The organism is Mucilaginibacter auburnensis (genome assembly GCF_002797815.1).
GTDB classification, from domain to species: domain Bacteria; phylum Bacteroidota; class Bacteroidia; order Sphingobacteriales; family Sphingobacteriaceae; genus Mucilaginibacter; species Mucilaginibacter auburnensis.
Window position 1 is genome coordinate 2,198,895 of sequence record NZ_PGFJ01000001.1, and the last position, 19,584, is coordinate 2,218,478.

Consider the following 19,584-nt stretch of genomic DNA (forward strand, 5'->3'; position numbering starts at 1 on the left):
TTTTATTTACGTTTTGCCTTATCCCAAACGGCGCTTTGATTGCCAGAAAGATAGCGAAAGATTCCCCTTATAACAGCGTAATTCATCATGCAGAAATAATAGGGGATAAAAAATATTTTTACCTTTATTTGCTTAGCCTCAAGCATCCAGCCAAAAATTGACATACCATAAAACATAACTTGACCGGCTAAAAACAGTTGGTAAATAGCGCCTTCATCGTTGTGTACCAAAATAATGTTCAGCACTAACAATAGTATCATTAAAAAAGGCACAACAGTCCACCGCAAAACCCGGTGACTGATATATTGAAATGATAGAGTTGGCGTTTTAAAAGGAAGTAACAAACTCTTTAACCAAATAATTGATTGTAACCCTCCCGCGGCAATACGCACCTTGCGTTTTAATTCTTCCTTTACATCTTCTGATGCTGTTTCCATAGCATAAGCATCTGGCTCGTATATTATGCGATAGCCTTTCCTGGCTATCAGCATGGAGATCATAAAATCATCAATAATAGAAGTTGCAGGTACGTGCTCGTAAAGGTCGGTGCGCACGCTGAATAATTCACCGGCAGCTCCAACAACTGAATATAATTCAGAGTCCCAAACCTTCAGTTTCGACTCATATTTCCAGTAGAAGCCTTCACCGGCGGTGGCATCGGATGCTTCTGTGATCAGTACACGTTTTTCGCCGGCCACAGCACCAACTTTAGGGTCTGAATAATGGCGGCAAATATTAACGATGGCATCTGCATTCAAAAAAGTATTGGCGTCGGTAAACACCATCACAGCTGTATCAACGGTGTCAATAGCGCGGTGTACTGCCGCCATTTTACCTTTACGCTCTGGCGAGTGCATGTGAATGATCTGCGGATATTTAGCAACAATATCGGCTGTGCCATCACTGGAACCATCGGTTATAAAAATCAGTTTGAGCAAACCCTGGGGGTAATTTAGCTCGAGGCTGTTTTTTATCTTTTCTTCAATAAAGCGCTCCTCATTGTAGGCCGCAACAATTAATGTACAGGTGGGCAGGTTATTTGCTGTTGGTAAAACGGGTTTACCCTTTACAGCGCGCTTTACTTTAATTATAAAATACAGCAATATGCCGTAGCCAATAAAAGCATAAAAAATAATAAATAAACTAATCCAGAATAAAGCGATCATATAGCAATAGGGTAACCTAATTTTTTACTGTCCTTCCCTTGCGTAACGTTCCACCAAATGGCTTTAAATAACCAGCCGATAAAATCTTTGTGACCAATTTTGATGTATTTTAACACATTGCGCGGCACAACAAATACCATGAAATAAACATAGAAGAACAAACGTGCCAAAAATGGCGCATTCCTGCGAATGAACAAAATTCGATTCCTGTTCATAAAATATTCTTTCAATACACTTACCCTTCCTACAGAAACCGACTCTTTATGATAAATAAGCGCTGCGGTTTGCAGCCATATTTCATAGCCTGCGCGTTTTATCCGGTCGCACCAATCCAGTTCCTCGTAATACAAAAAGAAGTTTTCGGCCATTAGTCCGGCTCTATCAACACACTCCTTTTTTACCATCATTGCTGCGCCGTGTGCGTAGCCGGTACGTCCTGTTAGATGGTCGTGCTGACCTTTGTCAATTTCAAACTGGCCAATGCTGCTGTTACGGGAAGTATAATAATTCATATCGGTAAAACCCATATACTGCAGCATGTCGGGCTGGTCAAAATAGCGTATTTTAGGTGATACCATTCCTACGCGGCTATTTGCTTCCAGGGTTTTAACCAATGTTTCAACAAGGCCTGGCGTAAATTCAGTATCATTATTTACCAGGAAATAATAATCTCCTTTAGCTGCAGCTATGCCTATATTATTGCCGCCGGCAAAACCCAGGTTTTTATCAGAACGGATAAAGGTAATATCAGGGTATTTGTTTGTCCACGCAGGCACGCTATTTACGGTGCTTCCGTTATCAACCACAATAATTTCTATAGCAGGGTAGGTGTTTGTTGAACTTATAGAACTTAACAATTGTTCAGTAACGTAACTTTGATTGAAATTTACCGTAATGATGGAAACTAAATTCATTTTGCAGAAATTATAGCTGTATACGGCAAACCGCTGCGCTATGTTTTGTTGAAATTATTAATTAAAATTGAGAATTAAAGCAAATAATATCAAAGAGGAAGTTACCACCGGTACAGATGTTGAACTGGCCGTTGAGCAAAAGCTCAACGAGGTTGCCGCTTTGCTCAACGGCCATCAATTGGACGAAGAGAAAATGAAGTATTTTCAGGATAAGTTTAGCAGCACACTTCAAAATTGTTCTGCCGGAATAGAAGCTATTGATGCTTTTAAAATTATTGACGAGCGGGAAGACGCATCGCGCGAAGAACTGTTAAACGAGTTCTCAACTTTGTTGCTGTCAAACAAGGTAGACAGTCGCGTAGCAGGCAAATACATAAAAGCAAAACGGATTAAAAATTTGGTGCTTATAGCTATTGCGCTGACAATGATAACGCTTGGCCTTGCCATGATCGTTATTCCGGCACCACCTTATTTTGAATTGTTTACCATTTATTATTTTACTCCGAATGATGGCATAACATTAATGGATGTAATTTCGTGCATCATTATATTAATAGGTATTTATTTACTGGTGCGCACGTTATATAACGAACCTTTATCATCTAACACAAATGAATAAGCAACCACATAAGATATTGCTGGTTGACGATGATAGCTTGTTTTTGAAGCTAATGGTTCAGGTATTTACAAAATCAGGTTTTGAATGCCAAACCGCCACCTCTGCAGAAGGTGCTTTAGTTTTGCTGGATAAAAAGAATCCGCCGGACATTATCTTGTCTGATTACAATATGGGCCAGATGAATGGCCTTGAGTTCCGTAAGCATTTGATGAAGGATGAGGTTTTTAAGAACATACCATTTTTGTTCCTCACTTATTTTTCAGACAGCGACCTGATGATACAGGGATTTGATCTGCAAGCCATTGACTATGTGCTTAAAAATACCCCTGTTAATGTAATAGTATCAAAAGTTAATAATATACTTTACGCGGTTGATAAACAGCGGGAGCTTTCTGAGCAGGAAGTTAGAAAAGCTGCAACTTCACTCAATATAAAATCCATTCCGGCTAATGTACCAAACACCAAAGGCTTTAAAATTGATTTTTGGCATAAAACATTCGATGATATACCCGGAGGTGATTTTATTGACTTTATACGGGTAGACGAACGTTATACATTTACCGTTTTAGGGGACGTGATGGGGAAAAAGTGGATGGCCTGGTTCTTTACCTTTGGTTTTTTGAGCTATATACGGTCGGCTGTGCGCTTTGCGGCTTCCAACGGCGAATATTCTACAGCTACAATATTGCAGCAGGTTAATAAGGTTATTTGCTTTGATGATGTTTTAACAGACATTTTGTCCAGCTTGTCACTTTTATTGATAGATAGCCAAACCGGAGCAATTGCTTACTCCGGCGCAGGAGACTTGCCGCTCTTACATTATATACATGCGGAAAGAAAATTTGCCACCATTAGTTCATCAGGATTGCTATTGGGTTTGTTTCCGGATGGAGTTTACAACCAGCAGGAGATTTTGATGCAAACCAACGATGAGTTGTTTATATTTACTGATGGGATGATTGATTTTGCCGACGCTGGTGGTAAAAAAAGTGATTACAATAAATTTGCCTCTACTTTGCTCGAAAAACTCAATACTCACGAACCTTTTACTGATGTAAAATCACATTTTGATGCGTTTGGGGCTAACCAAATTGACGATCAAAGCGTAATATGCATTTATAAACTTTAGCCATGATTAACATTTATAAGGAAGACGACGCCAATTTGCTGTTAAACCTTGATATACAGGATGCCAATATGGGGCATGCCGACGAGTTTAAGGCTGAACTCACCCGTTTGTTTGATACGCACCAAAGAAAAAAACTAATATTGAATTTTGCGCATGTTCAGTATATCGACAGCTCATTTTTAGGTGCCCTGGTATCAGTGCTTAAATATGTAATATCATTTAAATCTGATATTGTTTTGGTTGGCTTACGCAAGGATATACATAATTTATTTGCCCTGATACGGCTTGATAAGGTTTTTAAAATATACGAAAATTTTAACGAAGCGCTTGCCTAACAGTTATGCCAGGTAAAGTATTCAGCCAATTTGTTCTACCAAATACACAGCAGGGTATGGTAAATTCGTTAAAGGAGATTCGCGGATTTATCAATGATTTTTTACCGGAACATGCCGCCAGCGAAGACCTTAATTATAAAGTTGAAATAGTAATTACCGAATTAATTACTAACGCCTTAAAGCATGTGAAGAATGCTGATAGCTTTATTCGTATTTATTTGGATAACAATTACCTTACAATTGAGAAAACCGACTTTGGCGCCCAGTTTAACCCCAATGGCTTTGCAAATATTTTTAAACAACAACCGGGTTATAAAATACTGCTATCCTATGACGAATTGCACAGTTTGTACGCCTACCTTGAAAGTAACAATGTAGTCCGTTTTGTATGCGAAGCTAAACGGAACAGGAATAAAATCGACATTAACGGTGTAGGAGAGCACTTCGGTATGGTGATTATATCCCGATCGGCAGAATCTTTCACGTATCATTATGATGCCGCTTCAGGCTTGAATAGGTTTAATGTACGTATGAAATTAAGTGCGTAGATTTTATTTAAAGCATTTCGCTATCTATCATATCAAGTATAGCTTTGTCCTTGTTAATATCAAATTTTCGGGCGAAGTACTGCCCCGATGTTTTAAGCGCCTCCGCGTCATCAATGGAAAGTGTTTTTGGGCTTACACCCCCACCAGACCAGTCAATATACCTTAGATCGTTATTTTTCATCACATCACGGTAGCGCGAGTTGTAGAGTATAGTTTGAAAAATAAACTCGTCGGGTCCCCACGTTAGCTTAATAAAATTTCGAAGTTTCGGCGTATTGCGCCAGTGATCGCAGATAAAAATTATGCATTCCCACGATACGGTAAACCATTGCGACCGGCCAACAGGTATCATGTTATCAGGCATTTTACGCGGCCCGAAAAGTCTGTTCACCATCTCCTGTAAAATATACCTGCCGGGCAATCTGAAATTATTAAAATGATAGGATTGTACACGCGGCATAGCCTCCAGCCATTCCGTATCAAATAACAAATAATTCATGAACGCTTGCCCAGGGTGAGCGGCTAAAAGGTCATGTAATTCTTGTTGTGGCTTTAAAGGGTAATCCTGACCACTCAATAAATTAAGGTAGTCGTAGTTTTTTTTAAGTGATATGATCTCATAAAAACTATTGAGCGTGGCTTTCACAATGTTGTAGCTACCCCAATAAACTTTTACACGGTTCTTTATAAAATATACATTCCTGATTTTAGCAAGATGCTGAAATGCAGTTATATCTGTTTTTTTATCCAGGTGAATGTAAATATCAGCATCGTTATGCTGAAGCTTACCAAGCAAACGTTCCAACTGCTCAGGCTGACTATGGGCAAGTATCAAATGCGCCAATTTCATTAGCTGCTAATTTAAATTTTGTGTTTTGTTGTTTTAGCTAACATAGCCGTGGTATATTCGTATAAGGCAATATACACTTATAGCATTTAAATGAAAGAAAGATTTGAAGTACTCGATATTTTCAGGGGCATTTTTTCCAGCCTTGTGGTGTTTTTCCATATGAGTACTTTTTCCGATACGCCTGTTATTAATAACCGGTTTATTTTAAACTGCGATCTTTTTGTTGACTTTTTCTTTGTACTAAGCGGTTTTGTAATAGCGTATAGTTATCAATCTGTTTCAACGGGAGAAGAGCTGAACAGGTTTTATAAAAAGCGTTTTTTTAGGTTATACCCCTTACACTTTATCGTATTGATGGCATTTGTTGCTATTGAGGTGCTCAAACATTTTGCAGCACCTTACGTACAGGTTAATAATTTAAATAACCCGGCCAATAACGTTACTACTTTTCTAAGTAACCTGTTTTTATTGAACTCAGTTAAACTGCCCGGCGTAAATGATGTAAGCTGGAATATTGCAAGTTGGTCTATAAGCGCTGAAATGATAGCTTATCTTGTTTTTGGAATTACCATTTTGCAGATTGGCAGAGGAAGGCTGGGGCAATACAGAGTTTGGATATTTGCGGGCGTAGCAATTGCAAGCGCAACTGTTATGCATTTCTTTACCGGTACCTTTGGTTTGCTATACACATTTAATTATGGCTTTTTACGAGGCATAACCGGCTTCTTTACAGGGGTTCTGTGCTTTACCACATTCAATGTCAATAAAACTGAAATCCGTAATAAAGGTAACGGCTTATTCAGCTTTTTAGAGATTTTAATGCTGGCAACAACCATCACGCTTGTTTGCTACGGCGAAACTTTCAAGACCTACGGTTTTGTATATCTGGCTGCCTTCTTCGTTACCATATTGGTATTTGCTTTTGAGAAAGGATGGTTATCAACTCAGCTAAAAAAATCAAAGTTCTTACATACAACAGGCCGGTATTCCTACTCAATATACATGATCCATACACTTATTTTGAGTTTGTTCAACGTGGTGTTTTTTCGTGTGCTAAAGTTGCCGCCATCGGCATATGCTTATATGTTTATTGTAAATTATGCTATTATTTGGGTAGCATCCGCCTGGACCTTCAAGCACATTGAAATGCGATTTAATGTGTCTGGGAAAAAAGAGCCTGGCAAAAAAGGTTGGTGGGTTTGGTAGTTTATTAAATTACCAAACCCTATTCACGTCTTATTCCCGTTGATTAGTCTCAATACTTTTGGCTGAAACAAATAAAGTAAAAGCAATATCAAAAGTGTTTCGTATAGCTTTGTCTCCTAAACCCGCAAAGAAGCTGTTTGAATTATAAACAATGCCATACTTGGTACGGTCAATAATTGCGGTTCCCGTTACAACATAATCATTATTTTCTTTAGAGATACTAACCGGAAAGCTTACCGTGCCTGTTTTGTTTTTAATGGTCAATGTGCCCAGCGCCTGGCCATGAATTATTGATTTGATAATCACTCTGCTTTGCGGATATGTTTTTACATCAAAAAACTCTTTATCCTTTAGGTGTGTCATCATGTCTTCATTGTCTTGCTTAAGGCTACCCATATCAACTGTTATATTAGCACTTGTTATTTTGTTGCCCCTAAGTGTTACAAAGCCTGTTTTTAATTTTAGTGTACCCGCAGGCGCGTAGCTTCCAATTTCTGCATGGCCTATCCAATTAATTATGCTCTTTTTTAAATCTACCGGTAATTTCTTTTGAGCCAATACAGAACTTAATGTTATAAAGAACAAAAGCAACGTGTAAGTGATTTTTTTCATGGCGATTAATTGTTAGCGTTTAAAATTTTTCCTTCAGTTTCTATTAAGGCATATCCCTTGTATCGAGTGCCGTTGCTGTCTTCAGCAATAATGTACCAAAGCGCATCGCCGCCATATGCTTGCTTTCCGTAACGCCAATTCTTCTCGTAGGTGAAGGTTTTGTTTGGTTTAAGCCTGCCACCTTTACAATTAAATGCCTTTGCAAATTCATCTGTCGAGAGTCTCACGTTAGATTGCCAGCCTTTTTCATTATACCATATAAAGCTGCCACATTCAATTACTTTTAAATTTTTGGCAACTGACATTGCCGAGGTGCTATGCTTCCAGTAATACGTGCTGTCAATTAACTCAGGATAGCATGGGTTGGGGTTGTGCCACAATAATACGCCTACCGGCAGTTCCTGAAGCTTATCTGGCAATACACGGCTTTTGTTACTCCACACACTTTGAGCGTTTGTGAGAGTACAGCAGGTCATAAACGCAAAAAATAAAAATGTTCTGTTCATCTGACTATTGATTTGTTTAGCCAAATGTGACGTAAAAAGAAAAGCTCATCGCCTCAAGAAGCAATTTGAGACGTCCCAATTAATTTGAGACTTAATTACCGATAAAATCGGAAGGAGATTTACCCGTTTGCTCTTTAAAAGTACGGTTAAAGGTAGCCTTTGAGTTAAAGCCCGATTCGTAAGCTATAGCAAGCAGCGTAAATTTTTCCAGATCGGCCGTTTTAAATCTTTGCTTAACTTCTTCAATCCGGAAACTATTTACGTAGCTGTTAAATGATTTTCCAAACGCTATATTGATGGTAGTTGATACCGTTTTGGTTGGTAATTTTAAATATAGTGCAAGGTCGGCAAGTGTAAGGTCCGCGTTGAGATATAATTTATCATTTACCATTACGAAATTGATCTTTTCCATTATTGCTTGATCTATCAACAGCGCAGAAGTGACTTCAACTTTTGAAGGCGAGGGTTCAAAAGTTATATTAGTAGATGACTGCTGCATGCCAACTATGCCTATACAATAAATTACCAGACACAGCAAATTAGTTGAAAAATCATACCTGTAATAGGTGTTTTCAAAGTCGCGCAGATAGGCCTCAAAAAACCATGTTACACAAACCGTTACCAAAATGAGCAAAGCAGTTTTTAACCAGTTAAGCATTTTTTTTGAAAGGTTTGAATAATTATCATTCAGCCATAAACGATATTTTTTAAGGTAAAGAATTGAAAGTGAAAGGTAAATAACTAATGAAAGCCAGGTGCCATCATATTCAACGCGATAGGTGTAAGGCCTATGAATATTCTCCCATACTATATATTTTCCGTTGTAGCTTTTAAAGGTTACTACCCAATAAAATAACGCTTGTATAAATACCGGAATAAAGTGAAGTAGATTTTTTTTGGTTAAGCTGAATTTTTTGTTGGTGATAGCCTGAACATAAAAGTAAATAAGTGGGCCGAAGCTAAAGGAGTAATAAATTGGGAGAAAATAGAGATCAGGCCGTTGGCCATAAATGTCAGATGCTCTGAAAAACGCATCAATAATCCACCCGGTTATGGCTAAGGTAAGCGCACCTAATATGCGGTTTGCAGTTTTGTTTTTATGAGAAAAGAATAGGAGTAATGAAAAAAACAACCCTAAACTTATTGCAGCTAAGTAAAGGATGACTGACAATCCAATGGTTATTTTCATTAATTGCTAAATTTTAGCCAATATACAATGTGCAGGTACGATTTAAAAATCAGTAGGGTAGAAGTGAGGATCTTTAAACACAAAACGGCCCCCGAATGTACTTCGGGGGCCGTTTTGTGTTTTCTTGTTTATTGTTAGATCAGGTTACTATCAACTAATACCTGGTTCATTGCACGAACGGCATCAGCGCTTTTGTTGAAGGCGGCTTGCTCATCAGCAGTCAAACTGTAATCAACAATTTTCTCCCATCCGTTTTTACCTAAAACAACAGGAACAACTAATGAAATGTCAGACTGGCCATACTCACCATCCAAAGCAACACCACAAGAGATGAGTTTCTTTTGGTCACGAACAATCGATTCAACCATAAAAGCTGTACCCGCACCTGGCGCATACCATGCAGAAGTGCCGATCAATTTAGTTAAAGTAGCACCGCCAACCATGGTAGCAGCTACAACTTTTTCCTGTTGCTCTTTACTTAAGAATTTAGTAACAGGTACACTGTTCCAGTAGGCGTGGTTGATCAAAGGTATCATGGTAGTATCACCATGACCGCCAATAACAACAGCGTTAAGGTCGGCAGGAGAGCAGCCCAGTTCCTGGCTCAGGTAGTATTTAAACCTTGCAGAGTCTAAAGCACCACCCATACCTATAATACGGTTTTTAGGCAAGCCCGATGTTTTTAGTGTAAGGTAGTTCATAGTATCCATAGGATTTGATACTACTATGATAATGGTGTTCGGAGAATATTTCAGAATGTTCTCGGTAACGCTTTTAACAATACCGGCGTTTGTACCAATTAATTCTTCGCGGGTCATACCTGGCTTACGCGGCAGCCCAGAGGTAATTACAACTACTTCTGAATCTGCAGTAGCGGCATAATCATTGGTAACACCTTTAATTTTTGTATCAAACTCCAAAAGAGCTGCAGTTTGCATCATATCAATTGCTTTACCCTCTGCAAAGCCTTCTTTGATATCTAACAAAATAAGTTCTTCAGCCAGTTCTTTCCTTGCAATGTTATCTGCGCAAGTAGCGCCTACTGCACCGGCACCCACAACGGTTATTTTCATGATATTATTTGGTTTATTTAATAGATGATTAAAACTTGTGCGCAATTTTACTAAAAAATTTATGCAAAAAATGCTGTAAAGACGCTAATTATTAAAAAGATAATACTACAACGGTTTAGAGGGTTTAGTATTGCTAATAATTATTTAACATATAACTTAATACATGCAATTTTATTCTTTAAATACCAATGAACGCTTGCGTAATTACTTTAAGTATACGAAGAATAGGATTTTTAATATAAAACTGTAATAATTTTATGTGATTTTAAATTTTTTTATGGTTTTTGTGATAATATTTGCAAAAAACAGAATTATTATTTTAGATTTGTCTTCATAAAGAGATTTACGAGCGTAAAATCCCCTAATTGAATCAAACTTTCAAAAATAAATTAAAAATGGCAACTAAACTCGAGTACATTTGGCTTGATGGCTACAAACCAACTCAAAGCCTGCGTAGTAAAACTAAAATTGTTAAAAGTTTCAGTGGAAAAGTTGAAGATCTGGATAACTGGAGCTTCGATGGTTCATCAACTGAGCAGGCACCAGGTGGTTCTTCAGATTGTATCCTGAAGCCTGTGTTTACTTGTCCTGATCCGGGAAGAAAAGATGCGTACTTAGTAATGTGTGAGGTATTAGATTCAAAAGGTCAGCCTCATGAGTCAAACGGTCGTGCTCATATTGAAGATGATGATAATGATTTCTGGTTTGGTTTTGAGCAGGAGTATTTCCTTTGGGATCCTTCAACCAACAAGCCGCTTGGTTTCCCTGCAAACGGTTACCCGGCGCCACAAGGCCCTTACTATTGTTCAGTTGGCGCTAACAATGCTTACGGTCGTGAAATTGTTGAAGAGCATTTAGACGTATGTTTAGAGGCAGGCTTAAACGTTGAAGGTATTAATGCGGAAGTTGCTGCAGGTCAGTGGGAATTCCAAATTTTTGCTAAAGGCGCTAAAGAAGCAGGTGACCAGATCTGGGTTGCACGTTACTTGTTAGAAAGAATAGGCGAGAAATACGGAGTATCAATTAACTGGCATTGCAAACCACTTGGTCAATTAGACTGGAATGGTTCTGGTATGCACGCGAACTTCTCAAACACTTTATTACGTACAGCAAATAGCGAAGAGAAATTTAAAGCAGTTTGCGAGGCTTTCCGCCCTGCAGTTGCTGATTGTATTGCTGTTTATGGTGCTGATAATGATCAACGCTTAACCGGTAAACACGAAACAGCTTCAATCCACGACTTTAGCTATGGTGTATCTGATCGTGGCGCTTCGATCCGTATCCCTCTTTATGCAGTTGATCACAACTGGAGCGGCTATCTGGAAGATCGTCGTCCAAACTCAGCTGCAGATCCATACAAAGTTGCAGCAGTTATTATCAAAACTGTAAAATCAGCTAAGATATAATCACTCTAAAGCTTATATAATTAATCCCTTCCGGCTCAGGTCGCGAAGGGATTTTTTTATTTGTGTTGTCTGTAAGCAAAATAATTGCCAGAGGTTATTTCTATAAGTCCATCAACAGGTAAGTTGTAGAGATAAATCCAGCACTTTAAATGCCCGCTTTGCGTTTCAATTTCAAAAAGTCGTCTGATGAATAGGTTTGGTTGCAGTTGATCATCGCCATATCCTTCATAATCATCTAAAACCCGGAGGTTTGTTTCAATATTATTGAGCTGATAGATTTTACCTTTCAATTGATAACCTTCATTATCTAAAATTGCACCTGGATATTCGCCAATATCGTAGAGCTTACCTATAGCAAAACCTTCATCAATAAGTACAGCATTACGCTGTAGATAAAGTCCGAATTCATTTTGACTATCCATTAATGAGCCGTATATAAAAAGCAGATCTGTCATTTAAAAACTAATATAAAGTTTTAGGTTTTATAGGTGGCAAAGTTTAAAATATTTGCTTTTATAGCTATCTTGGTAAAGTTTATCTACATACATGAACCAACAACAAATCTCCGCCTATTTAAAGGAAAATAATATCCAGAAGATAAAATTTGCTTTCGCTGATATTGACGGCGTATTGCGGGGGAAGCTCATTCACGCAAAGAAATTTTTGGATGGCTTAAAAACCGGTTACGGTTTTTGTGATGTTGTTTTTGGATGGGATAGCGGCGATGTTGTTTATGATAAGGTTGAACTAACCGGCTGGCACACCGGCTATCCGGATAAACTATGTTATATAGACCTGTCAACTTTTAGAACTGTACCGTGGCAGGATAATATTCCTTTCTTTTTGGCCGATTTTACGGGAATCAAAGGTGATGTTTTTCCGGCTTGTCCTCGCTCGCTTTTAAAGAAGATAACTGCTCAGTGTGAGTCGATGGGTTACCACCCGGAGTTTGCGCAGGAGTTTGAGTGGTTTAATTTTTTAGAAACACCACAAACCATCAGCGATAAAAAGTTTGTTGACCCGCAACCGCTAACGCCCGGCATGTTCGGTTACTCCGTGTTACGCACCAGCGAAAACAATGAGTTTTACCACGACCTGTTTGATTTACTTATGCAGTTTAACATCCCTGTGGAAGGCTTGCATACTGAGACCGGTCCCGGTGTTTATGAGGCTGCCATTTTACACAGTCATGTTATGGAGGCTGCTGATAGGGCTGTATTACTAAAAACTGCTGTTAAAGAAATTGCCTATAAACATGGTATAATGGCATCGTTTATGGCTAAGTGGGATGAAACACTGCCAGGTTGCGGCGGTCATGTTCACCAAAGCTTGTGGAACTCGGATCAAACTCAAAATCTGTTTTATGATAATAGTGACGTAAATAAAATGAGCGAGTTGCATAAGCAATACCTTGCTGGTCAATTATATTGCCTGCCACATATTACAGCTATGTATGCTCCAACTGTTAACAGCTACAAGCGACTGATTGAAGGCGCGTGGGCACCTACCACTGTTACCTGGGCTGTAGAAAACAGAACTACAGCACTAAGAGTTATCAATACCTCAGAAAACTATACCCGTTTAGAAACCCGAATTCCCGGAGCAGATACTAATCCATATTTAGTAATGGCGGCAGCGTTGGCTTCCGGGTTGTATGGCATCAAAAATAAGCTCACGCTTGATACACCGCAAACCATTGGCAGTGGCTATGCAAACCCGCAGAATTTAAAGTTGCCGAATAATCTTTTTGATGCCGCATCGTTTATGAAAGAGTCAGCAATTGCTAAAGAATTGTTCGGCGAAGCATTTGTTGAGCACTTTACCCAAACCCGTATTTGGGAATGGAAACAATTTAATAAGGCCGTAACTAATTGGGAGTTAAAAAGGTATTTTGAGATAATTTAAATGATATTTATCATATAATTCCTGCGCTTGTTATATATTTGCCGCCCTTGTGAGCAAAACGTCGATGGATCATTCATTAATAATTAAGAAAGCCTGGGAAGGGTATGATGCTTCTAAAACTATTAAGCGTATAGAAGACATTAGCGCAATGGTATCAACCAACCGCGTTTTCAGGATAACATTTGAAGATGATGATATCATAATTGCGAAATTTTCCAACTTTGGCAAGTTTGAGTATTTTAAAGAAGACCACCGCATTATCCACAGCCTCGGTAACAACTTGCTGTACCCTTTTGAAAATGTGTTGGCGAAATCGCTGGTAAAAAACAACAGGGTCTATATCTATCATTATAAACAGGGTAAAAAAGAAGCATGGGTAGTTTTTTATAATCCAACCCGAATATTAGAGCGATTGCCACGCCGTTTAGAAGAAGAGCATATATTGAAATTGGGCCAGCAGGTTGGAAAATTCCATAAGGCTTGCAAGCATATTAAAAACGTATTACCAAAATCTTCTAAAACACTTCGCACTGATATTTATTCGTTAATGCACCAGTTGGAAGTTAACGAGAAGCAGTTTGGTTCAGCTATGAAAGCTGATTTTCTGAAATATCACTGTGAAACATTCCTTAAAAACAGGTCAAAGTATACGATGAGTTCTTTTGACATTATTCCTGTGTTTATTGACTGGAATATTGGCAATTTCTCTGTGGATAGTAATCAAAATCTGTATTCGCGTTGGGATTATGATTGGTTTAGAATGAGTTACCGTGTGCTTGACTTTTATTTCCTTAGCAGGGTAGTGTCTGATGTTGGAGATAGAACAGTTTTTAGCTATGGCATTAATACTTTAACCGAGGATCGTTTTATACTTTTTCTGCAGGAGTATCATAAAGTGAACCCACTAACTGCTAATGAGGTTAGGTTTTTAAAAGAGGCTTACCGCTTTTTTATCCTTAATTATGTGATGAAAGACGGCAAATACTTTTTTGCCGAGCAATACGCAAAAAAACTCCAGGCTGAAGCATTCGAAATATATCTACCTTCAGTAGATCGTGATTTCGACGCTGAAAAATTGGTACAGGCGCTTAACCTGGCTTAATTCCAAGTCAAAAACGCCCTCAATTGCTTTAAATTGATATATTTGGATTTATAACCAAGTTCAAACAATCTTTTAAAGTATAATGCAGCGTATTGATAACTTCAAAACCATTGTAGATAAGTATGATATAATTTTTTTTGATGCGTTTGGCGTCTTGAAAAACTACAAAGGTTTAGTTAAAGGAATTGAACGGACATTTGAATACCTGGCCGAGACCAGTAAAGAATATTACATTGTTACCAACGACGCCTCCCGTAGTCCGGAACAGTTAGCGGCATCTTATCATTTATTAGGTTTAGACGTAATTAGCGCCGACAGGATCATCTCTTCGGGAATGTTAACCAAAGAATATCTTGATCTAAAGGTTCAAGATGGTATTGTAGCCTATCTCGGTACAGAAAATTCCGCTCACTACATTGAAAGCTCTGGTCTGCGCGTTATACCTGTAAGTGAAATAAACGACGATAATTTTGACGAGGTAACCGCGCTTATTTTTTTGGATGATGAAGGTTTTGACTGGCGTAATGATCTGAACACTGCCGTTAACCTGCTGCGCAGAAGGCCAATCCCTGCTATTGTAGCGAATACCGATTATGCTTACCCGGTATCGGTACAAAACGTAGCCGTGGCTGTAGGCGGTTTAGCTAAAATGATGGAAGATATTGTAGGTAAGGCGTTTATACGTTTTGGTAAGCCTGATTCACAAATGTTTATGTTTGCTTACGACTTGATCCGCGACTACCGCCCGATAAGTAAAAAAGACATTGTAATGGTGGGGGATACCTTACAAACCGACATTTTGGGCGGGAACAAATATGGTTTGGATACGGTGTTGGTTTTATCAGGTAATACCCGCCCTCAGGATGCAGAAGTTAGGATCAACTCTACTGGTATAGTACCAACTTATATATGTCAGTCGGCTGTTATTGAGCGAGACATGTTTTAGTATTTACCGGCCAAGCGTTCATAATCTTCCGGCGTGTCAACATCAAAAGCGCCTGCTTCAAAAGGGTAGGGCAAAACCTTATTTAGATATTTATTTATCAATTTTTTAGCACCTTCACTGCCTTTTATCTCCATAAGTTCGCTGAAGTACACCTTATCAAATAATATAGGCGGTCCCAGGGTGTTATTGTATGCGCTGGTCACTATCTGGCCTTGTTGGCGATGCTCAATCAGCTTGTTAATATGGTCTGCGCTTATAAAAGGCTGATCAGTTAGCAAAAAAAGAACACTGTCGAGGTTGGGATGTATGATTAGCAGTTCTTTTACTCCATAGGCTATACTGCTACCCATGCCGTCTTTCCAACGCTCGTTAAAAAATGTTTTTATCGGCAAACCAATCAATGTTGGAACAATTTCAGCCGCATTAGCACCCAGCACCACTGACACAATTTCGCAATCACATTGTAATGCTTTGCTTATTGCTGCCTGAAGTAATGTTTGGCCTCTGTAAAGCAAATTTTGTTTGGCGCTGCCCATGCGGCTTGACGCGCCAGCAGCTAAAATGATGATGCCGGTCATAGGCTTTGCTGAATAATTTGCACAGCACGGTCGTGAATAAACTGCTTGTTTCGCAAGTACATGGGCTTGCTTTTTTTCAATACCGATTGTATTTCCGCTATGATGGAAAGTGCAATTTCATCAGCATTTTCCGAGCCTATGTCCAGTCCTGCAGGGCCGTAAACTGTTTGCAGTTGGTCATTTGTAATTGCTGTTCCTTCTTCCTGCAAGTCGTTTAACATACGCGTTAATCTCTTTTTGGGGCCTAAACAACCTACATAAGTTAATTTTAAAGGTAGCAACTGCTTAAGCATTGCCATATCGTAGTTGAAATTATGAGTCATTAAAACAACCGCTGTTCTTTCATCTAAGGTTAATTGTTGAAGGGCTTGATCCGGTTTGGATGTAATAACCTGTTTGGCAGCCGGAAACCTGTTAGCCACGGCATAGTTAGCCCTTCCATCAACTACAGTTACCTGCCAACCTAAAACTGCTGCAAAATTAGTAAGCGGTATTGCATCGTTGCCCGCACCAAATATAACCAGCGAAACAGCGGGTTGCACCAATTCAACAAAGCAGGTGTATTCATCTTCATATAAATAAGCCTTTGTAACAGAGTTGCCGTTTTTTAGTACAAACCGGGCATCGTTCAAAACTGCGTTTTTGATAAGCTCATCAGGAAACTCACTTTCAATCAACTCATCGTCAGATAATAATAAGCAAGTACCCGGCTGTTCTTTCTTTTTATCTTTTAAAGAGAATAAGGTTGCCAAAACTACCGGACGGCGACGCGTTAAAAATAACTTGAATAAAGCAACAGGGTTATTAGCATTTTTATTTGAAACAGGCTCTATCAGAATATGAATGATGCCGTTGCAGCCTAAACCAACGCCAAATTTTGCATCATCCTCATCTGTGGTGTCATAAGTCACCAGCATTGGTTTATGCTCTGCCATAGCTAACCGTGCTTTACGGAGTGCATCGCCTTCCAGGCAACCGCCACTTATGGCGCCAGTTAGCTCTCCATCTTCGGCAATAAGCATACGTGCGCCTGCATGGCGGTAGGATGACCCTTCAACATGAACCACCGTGGCCAGGGCAGTTTGTTTATCCTGTGCTGTGGCTTTATCAAATGCGGTTACTATGTCCTGCAGTTCTTTCATCAAAACAAATATAAATTAATGTTGCATGTGCCGCTAATGTAAGCGAGCCACATTTTTGTGATAAAACGACAATTAAAAAACACGGCATCACGCGGATATTTTTAATTTTACGATATATACAGACAGGAGAAAGCGAATTGTTAATAGATAATCACGGTAGGCAATTGAGTTATCTGCGCTTCGCGGTAACAGACAGGTGCAACCTGCGCTGCTTTTATTGTATGCCAGAGGAGGGTTTGAACTGGTTATCTCGGGCAGAGTTGATGACGTATGAGGAAATGATGCGAGCATGCTCTGTACTGGTAAATATGGGTATAGATAAGATCCGCATTACCGGTGGTGAGCCTTTTGTTCGTAAAGATATTATGCATTTGCTTTCAGGTTTGGCTGCGCTTGATGGATTGAAAGACCTGAGCATGACAACCAATGGTGTGCTTACCGCACCTTACGTAGCCGAGATGAAAATGCTGGGTATCAGAAATGTAAATCTGAGTTTAGACACCCTTGATCCCAATCGTTTTTTTAGCATTACGCTTCGCGATGAGTTTAAAAATGTAATGAATACGTTAGAAGAGCTATTGCGCAACGATATGAATGTTAAGATTAATGCTGTGGTTATGGAAGGCAAAAACACGCAGGATATTATTCCGATGGTTGAGTTGACTAAGCATTTACCCGTTAGCGTACGCTTTATCGAAGAAATGCCGTTCAATGGCGATGGTCATGTTTATACAGGACTCAATTGGAACCATGTACGCATTTTAGATGAGATAAAACAAGCCTATCCTGATGTGCGAAAGGAGATCGATGCTGTAGGTTCCACGTCTTACAATTATACAATACCCGGTCACAAAGGCAGCATAGGTATTATTGCCGCTTATTCGCGTACCTTTTGCGGAAGCTGTAACCGTATCAGAATTACTCCGCAAGGCACATTAAGAAATTGTTTATATGACGATGGCGTAATGAATATTCGCGATTTGATGCGAAGCGGAGTGGGGGATGATGAGTTGAAAAATAGTTTATTAAAAGCGTTCAGCCAACGCGCCAAGGATGGGTGGGAAGCGGAACGCTTGCGCTCAGAGAATAAAAGCGCACATGAATCAATGGCTACAATTGGTGGCTAAAATTATCTACCTAAAAATAAGTAAGCATGATAACGGTTGAACAAGCCGAAAAACTAATATTGGCCAATGCAGGCGATTACGGAAATGAGATCATCTCATTTGATGGGTCGCTTGGGCGTGTATTGGCAGAAACCATAAAATCCGACCGTGATCTGCCGCCCTTTAACAGGGTAAGTATGGATGGCATAGCCATAAAATACGAAGCATTTGCCAACGGACAACGCACATTTACTATTAAAGCAACCCAGGCCGCCGGCGATACACCTATAGATATTGATACGCAAAATGAGTGTGTAGAGATAATGACCGGAGCCGCTCTACCCGAATCATTAGACACTGTTGTGCGGTATGAGGATATAACGATAGAGGATGAAAAAGCGACGGTAGTTTTGAACGAGTTACGCAAGGGTCAAAACTTACACTTGCAGGGTGCAGACCGAAAAAAAGGCGACATAGTTTTAACACCAGGCCGACTTATAACGCCGGCCGTTTTAAATATGCTGGCATCTGTAGGTGAAGTTGAAGTAAGGGTTAAACGTAAGCCGAGGGTGGTTATCTTATCATCAGGAAATGAGTTAGTTGAAGCAGATAAAACGCCATCACCTTTTCAGATCAGACGTTCTAATAACTACATGGTTAGGGCAGTGTTAGATCAATTAGGTATTGATGCGGCCATGTTGCACCTACCCGACGAGCCTACTGTAATCAAGCAAACTTTGCAACAATGCCTGTATAATTTTGATGTGTTGTTACTAAGTGGTGGTATATCAATGGGTAAATTTGATTATATCCCAGAAGTTTTGAATGAATTACGGGTGGAACAAATATTTCATAAGGTGCAGCAGCGGCCCGGTAAACCATTTTGGTTTGGCAAGCAGGCGGAAGGCCCGGTGGTTTTTGCTTTTCCCGGCAACCCTGTGGCTACCTTTATGTGCGTGCAGCGGTACTTTGTTCCGTGGTTAAATAAAACTTTAAGCGTTGATGAGCGTACATCAAAATATGCAGTTTTAGATAGAGATCTGAAATTTGAGCCTGAATTGAAATACTTTTTACAAGTTCAGTTAACCAGTTCAGCAGAAGGTGTTTTGTTAGCTATGCCCGTAGAAGGAAATGGTTCAGGTGATTTTGCTAATTTAGCAGATACAGACGCATTTATGGAATTACCTTTGGAGAAGAAGGAGTTCAAAAAAGGTGAAGTTTATAAAATTTGGCAGTTTAACATACTTTAATA

21 protein-coding genes are annotated in these 19,584 nt (G+C 39.3%); 11 read left to right on the forward strand and 10 right to left on the reverse strand.

Features of this window, described 5'->3' with window-relative positions; translation table 11 throughout:
- Positions 1-2: 2 nt before the first annotated feature.
- The gene (locus CLV57_RS09820) at positions 3-1,166 is read right to left on the reverse strand and encodes a glycosyltransferase family 2 protein (protein ID WP_100341119.1); all 1,164 of its coding nucleotides are present in this window, start codon (positions 1,164-1,166) and stop codon (positions 3-5) included.
- Positions 1,163-2,080, reverse strand: coding sequence for a glycosyltransferase family 2 protein (locus CLV57_RS09825; RefSeq protein WP_100341120.1), 918 nt, complete (start codon positions 2,078-2,080; stop codon positions 1,163-1,165). Before CLV57_RS09825 ends, CLV57_RS09820 begins: the two co-directional genes overlap by 4 nt.
- Before the next feature lie 67 nt (positions 2,081-2,147).
- Between CLV57_RS09825 and CLV57_RS09830 the strand changes: the two genes are divergently transcribed.
- The 4 genes from CLV57_RS09830 to CLV57_RS09845 are packed head-to-tail and all read left to right on the forward strand — an operon-like array spanning position 2,148 to position 4,711.
- Positions 2,148-2,699 (forward strand): hypothetical protein, encoded by a 552-nt coding sequence (locus CLV57_RS09830; RefSeq protein ID WP_100341121.1) that lies wholly within the window; start codon positions 2,148-2,150, stop codon positions 2,697-2,699.
- Positions 2,692-3,828: a response regulator gene (locus CLV57_RS09835; RefSeq protein ID WP_100341122.1), complete on the forward strand. Its 1,137-nt coding sequence runs from the start codon at positions 2,692-2,694 to the stop codon at positions 3,826-3,828. Before CLV57_RS09830 ends, CLV57_RS09835 begins: the two co-directional genes overlap by 8 nt.
- A gap of 2 nt (positions 3,829-3,830) precedes the next feature.
- On the forward strand, positions 3,831-4,163 hold the full coding sequence (locus CLV57_RS09840; RefSeq protein ID WP_100341123.1) for an STAS domain-containing protein: 333 nt from the start codon (positions 3,831-3,833) through the stop codon (positions 4,161-4,163).
- Positions 4,164-4,168: 5 nt separating this feature from the next.
- Positions 4,169-4,711 carry an ATP-binding protein gene (locus CLV57_RS09845; protein WP_100341124.1) on the forward strand — a complete coding sequence of 181 codons (543 nt, stop codon included), beginning with the start codon at positions 4,169-4,171 and terminating at the stop codon, positions 4,709-4,711.
- 7 nt (positions 4,712-4,718) lie between these two features.
- Here CLV57_RS09845 and CLV57_RS09850 read toward each other — a convergent pair whose 3' ends face one another.
- The gene (locus CLV57_RS09850; RefSeq protein ID WP_100341125.1) at positions 4,719-5,561 is read right to left on the reverse strand and encodes a beta-1,6-N-acetylglucosaminyltransferase; all 843 of its coding nucleotides are present in this window, start codon (positions 5,559-5,561) and stop codon (positions 4,719-4,721) included.
- A gap of 90 nt (positions 5,562-5,651) precedes the next feature.
- Between CLV57_RS09850 and CLV57_RS09855 the strand changes: the two genes are divergently transcribed.
- The gene (locus CLV57_RS09855) at positions 5,652-6,767 is read left to right on the forward strand and encodes an acyltransferase family protein (RefSeq protein ID WP_100341126.1); all 1,116 of its coding nucleotides are present in this window, start codon (positions 5,652-5,654) and stop codon (positions 6,765-6,767) included.
- Between the two features lie 30 nt (positions 6,768-6,797).
- Here the strand turns inward: CLV57_RS09855 and CLV57_RS09860 are convergent, their stop codons facing one another.
- The 4 genes from CLV57_RS09860 to mdh form a co-directional block, all read right to left on the reverse strand.
- Entirely contained in the window at positions 6,798-7,379 is a 582-nt protein-coding gene (locus CLV57_RS09860) for a YceI family protein (RefSeq protein WP_100341127.1), read from the reverse strand.
- A gap of 5 nt (positions 7,380-7,384) precedes the next feature.
- Positions 7,385-7,855, reverse strand: a complete 471-nt coding sequence (locus tag CLV57_RS09865; RefSeq protein ID WP_157799120.1) for a hypothetical protein — start codon at positions 7,853-7,855, stop codon at positions 7,385-7,387.
- Between the two features lie 121 nt (positions 7,856-7,976).
- Positions 7,977-9,074 (reverse strand): helix-turn-helix domain-containing protein, encoded by a 1,098-nt coding sequence (locus tag CLV57_RS09870; RefSeq protein ID WP_100341129.1) that lies wholly within the window; start codon positions 9,072-9,074, stop codon positions 7,977-7,979.
- A gap of 134 nt (positions 9,075-9,208) precedes the next feature.
- Positions 9,209-10,147, reverse strand: coding sequence for a malate dehydrogenase (mdh, locus tag CLV57_RS09875; RefSeq protein ID WP_100341130.1), 939 nt, complete (start codon positions 10,145-10,147; stop codon positions 9,209-9,211).
- 395 nt (positions 10,148-10,542) lie between these two features.
- Here mdh and CLV57_RS09880 point away from each other — a divergent pair, with 395 nt between their 5' ends.
- Complete coding sequence (locus tag CLV57_RS09880) at positions 10,543-11,553, forward strand: glutamine synthetase beta-grasp domain-containing protein (protein ID WP_100341368.1); 1,011 nt, start codon at positions 10,543-10,545, stop codon at positions 11,551-11,553.
- Between the two features lie 56 nt (positions 11,554-11,609).
- Here CLV57_RS09880 and CLV57_RS09885 read toward each other — a convergent pair whose 3' ends face one another.
- A complete protein-coding gene (locus CLV57_RS09885) occupies positions 11,610-12,008 on the reverse strand; it encodes a gamma-glutamylcyclotransferase family protein (protein ID WP_100341131.1) in 399 nt (132 codons plus the stop codon).
- Between the two features lie 91 nt (positions 12,009-12,099).
- Here CLV57_RS09885 and CLV57_RS09890 point away from each other — a divergent pair, with 91 nt between their 5' ends.
- The 3 genes from CLV57_RS09890 (at position 12,100) to CLV57_RS09900 (ending at position 15,506) form a co-directional block, all read left to right on the forward strand.
- On the forward strand, positions 12,100-13,458 hold the full coding sequence (locus CLV57_RS09890; RefSeq protein WP_100341132.1) for a glutamine synthetase family protein: 1,359 nt from the start codon (positions 12,100-12,102) through the stop codon (positions 13,456-13,458).
- Positions 13,459-13,522: 64 nt separating this feature from the next.
- The gene (locus tag CLV57_RS09895; protein ID WP_100341133.1) at positions 13,523-14,560 is read left to right on the forward strand and encodes a hypothetical protein; all 1,038 of its coding nucleotides are present in this window, start codon (positions 13,523-13,525) and stop codon (positions 14,558-14,560) included.
- Positions 14,561-14,642: 82 nt separating this feature from the next.
- Positions 14,643-15,506, forward strand: coding sequence for an HAD-IIA family hydrolase (locus tag CLV57_RS09900; RefSeq protein WP_100341134.1), 864 nt, complete (start codon positions 14,643-14,645; stop codon positions 15,504-15,506).
- On the opposite strand, the gene CLV57_RS09905 is transcribed toward CLV57_RS09900, so the two are convergent.
- The gene (locus CLV57_RS09905) at positions 15,503-16,084 is read right to left on the reverse strand and encodes a nucleotidyltransferase family protein (protein ID WP_100341135.1); all 582 of its coding nucleotides are present in this window, start codon (positions 16,082-16,084) and stop codon (positions 15,503-15,505) included. The two genes, CLV57_RS09900 and CLV57_RS09905, sit on opposite strands and share 4 nt — an antisense overlap.
- Positions 16,081-17,226: an XdhC family protein gene (locus CLV57_RS09910; protein ID WP_100341136.1), complete on the reverse strand. Its 1,146-nt coding sequence runs from the start codon at positions 17,224-17,226 to the stop codon at positions 16,081-16,083. Before CLV57_RS09910 ends, CLV57_RS09905 begins: the two co-directional genes overlap by 4 nt.
- Positions 17,227-17,363: 137 nt before the next feature.
- Here CLV57_RS09910 and moaA point away from each other — a divergent pair, with 137 nt between their 5' ends.
- The gene (gene moaA, locus CLV57_RS09915; protein WP_100341137.1) at positions 17,364-18,353 is read left to right on the forward strand and encodes a GTP 3',8-cyclase MoaA; all 990 of its coding nucleotides are present in this window, start codon (positions 17,364-17,366) and stop codon (positions 18,351-18,353) included.
- A 26-nt stretch (positions 18,354-18,379) separates the two neighbouring features.
- Positions 18,380-19,582 (forward strand): molybdopterin molybdotransferase MoeA, encoded by a 1,203-nt coding sequence (locus CLV57_RS09920; protein WP_100341138.1) that lies wholly within the window; start codon positions 18,380-18,382, stop codon positions 19,580-19,582.
- Positions 19,583-19,584 lie beyond the last annotated feature (2 nt).

Excerpts from the sequence above, each read along its gene's own strand:
- CLV57_RS09820 (WP_100341119.1), bottom strand. The coding sequence starts at position 1,166 with ATGATCGCTTTATTCTGGATTAGTTTATTTATTATTTTTTATGCTTTT.
- CLV57_RS09825 (WP_100341120.1), bottom strand. The coding sequence starts at position 2,080 with ATGAATTTAGTTTCCATCATTACGGTAAATTTCAATCAAAGTTACGTT.
- CLV57_RS09835 (WP_100341122.1), top strand. The coding sequence starts at position 2,692 with ATGAATAAGCAACCACATAAGATATTGCTGGTTGACGATGATAGCTTG.
- CLV57_RS09840 (WP_100341123.1), top strand. The coding sequence starts at position 3,831 with ATGATTAACATTTATAAGGAAGACGACGCCAATTTGCTGTTAAACCTT.
- CLV57_RS09845 (WP_100341124.1), top strand. The coding sequence starts at position 4,169 with ATGCCAGGTAAAGTATTCAGCCAATTTGTTCTACCAAATACACAGCAG.
- CLV57_RS09850 (WP_100341125.1), bottom strand. The coding sequence starts at position 5,561 with ATGAAATTGGCGCATTTGATACTTGCCCATAGTCAGCCTGAGCAGTTG.
- CLV57_RS09855 (WP_100341126.1), top strand. The coding sequence starts at position 5,652 with ATGAAAGAAAGATTTGAAGTACTCGATATTTTCAGGGGCATTTTTTCC.
- CLV57_RS09860 (WP_100341127.1), bottom strand. The coding sequence starts at position 7,379 with ATGAAAAAAATCACTTACACGTTGCTTTTGTTCTTTATAACATTAAGT.
- CLV57_RS09865 (WP_157799120.1), bottom strand. The coding sequence starts at position 7,855 with ATGACCTGCTGTACTCTCACAAACGCTCAAAGTGTGTGGAGTAACAAA.
- CLV57_RS09870 (WP_100341129.1), bottom strand. The coding sequence starts at position 9,074 with ATGAAAATAACCATTGGATTGTCAGTCATCCTTTACTTAGCTGCAATA.
- mdh (WP_100341130.1), bottom strand. The coding sequence starts at position 10,147 with ATGAAAATAACCGTTGTGGGTGCCGGTGCAGTAGGCGCTACTTGCGCA.
- CLV57_RS09880 (WP_100341368.1), top strand. The coding sequence starts at position 10,543 with ATGGCAACTAAACTCGAGTACATTTGGCTTGATGGCTACAAACCAACT.
- CLV57_RS09885 (WP_100341131.1), bottom strand. The coding sequence starts at position 12,008 with ATGACAGATCTGCTTTTTATATACGGCTCATTAATGGATAGTCAAAAT.
- CLV57_RS09890 (WP_100341132.1), top strand. The coding sequence starts at position 12,100 with ATGAACCAACAACAAATCTCCGCCTATTTAAAGGAAAATAATATCCAG.
- CLV57_RS09895 (WP_100341133.1), top strand. The coding sequence starts at position 13,523 with ATGGATCATTCATTAATAATTAAGAAAGCCTGGGAAGGGTATGATGCT.
- CLV57_RS09900 (WP_100341134.1), top strand. The coding sequence starts at position 14,643 with ATGCAGCGTATTGATAACTTCAAAACCATTGTAGATAAGTATGATATA.
- CLV57_RS09905 (WP_100341135.1), bottom strand. The coding sequence starts at position 16,084 with ATGACCGGCATCATCATTTTAGCTGCTGGCGCGTCAAGCCGCATGGGC.
- CLV57_RS09910 (WP_100341136.1), bottom strand. The coding sequence starts at position 17,226 with ATGAAAGAACTGCAGGACATAGTAACCGCATTTGATAAAGCCACAGCA.
- CLV57_RS09920 (WP_100341138.1), top strand. The coding sequence starts at position 18,380 with ATGATAACGGTTGAACAAGCCGAAAAACTAATATTGGCCAATGCAGGC.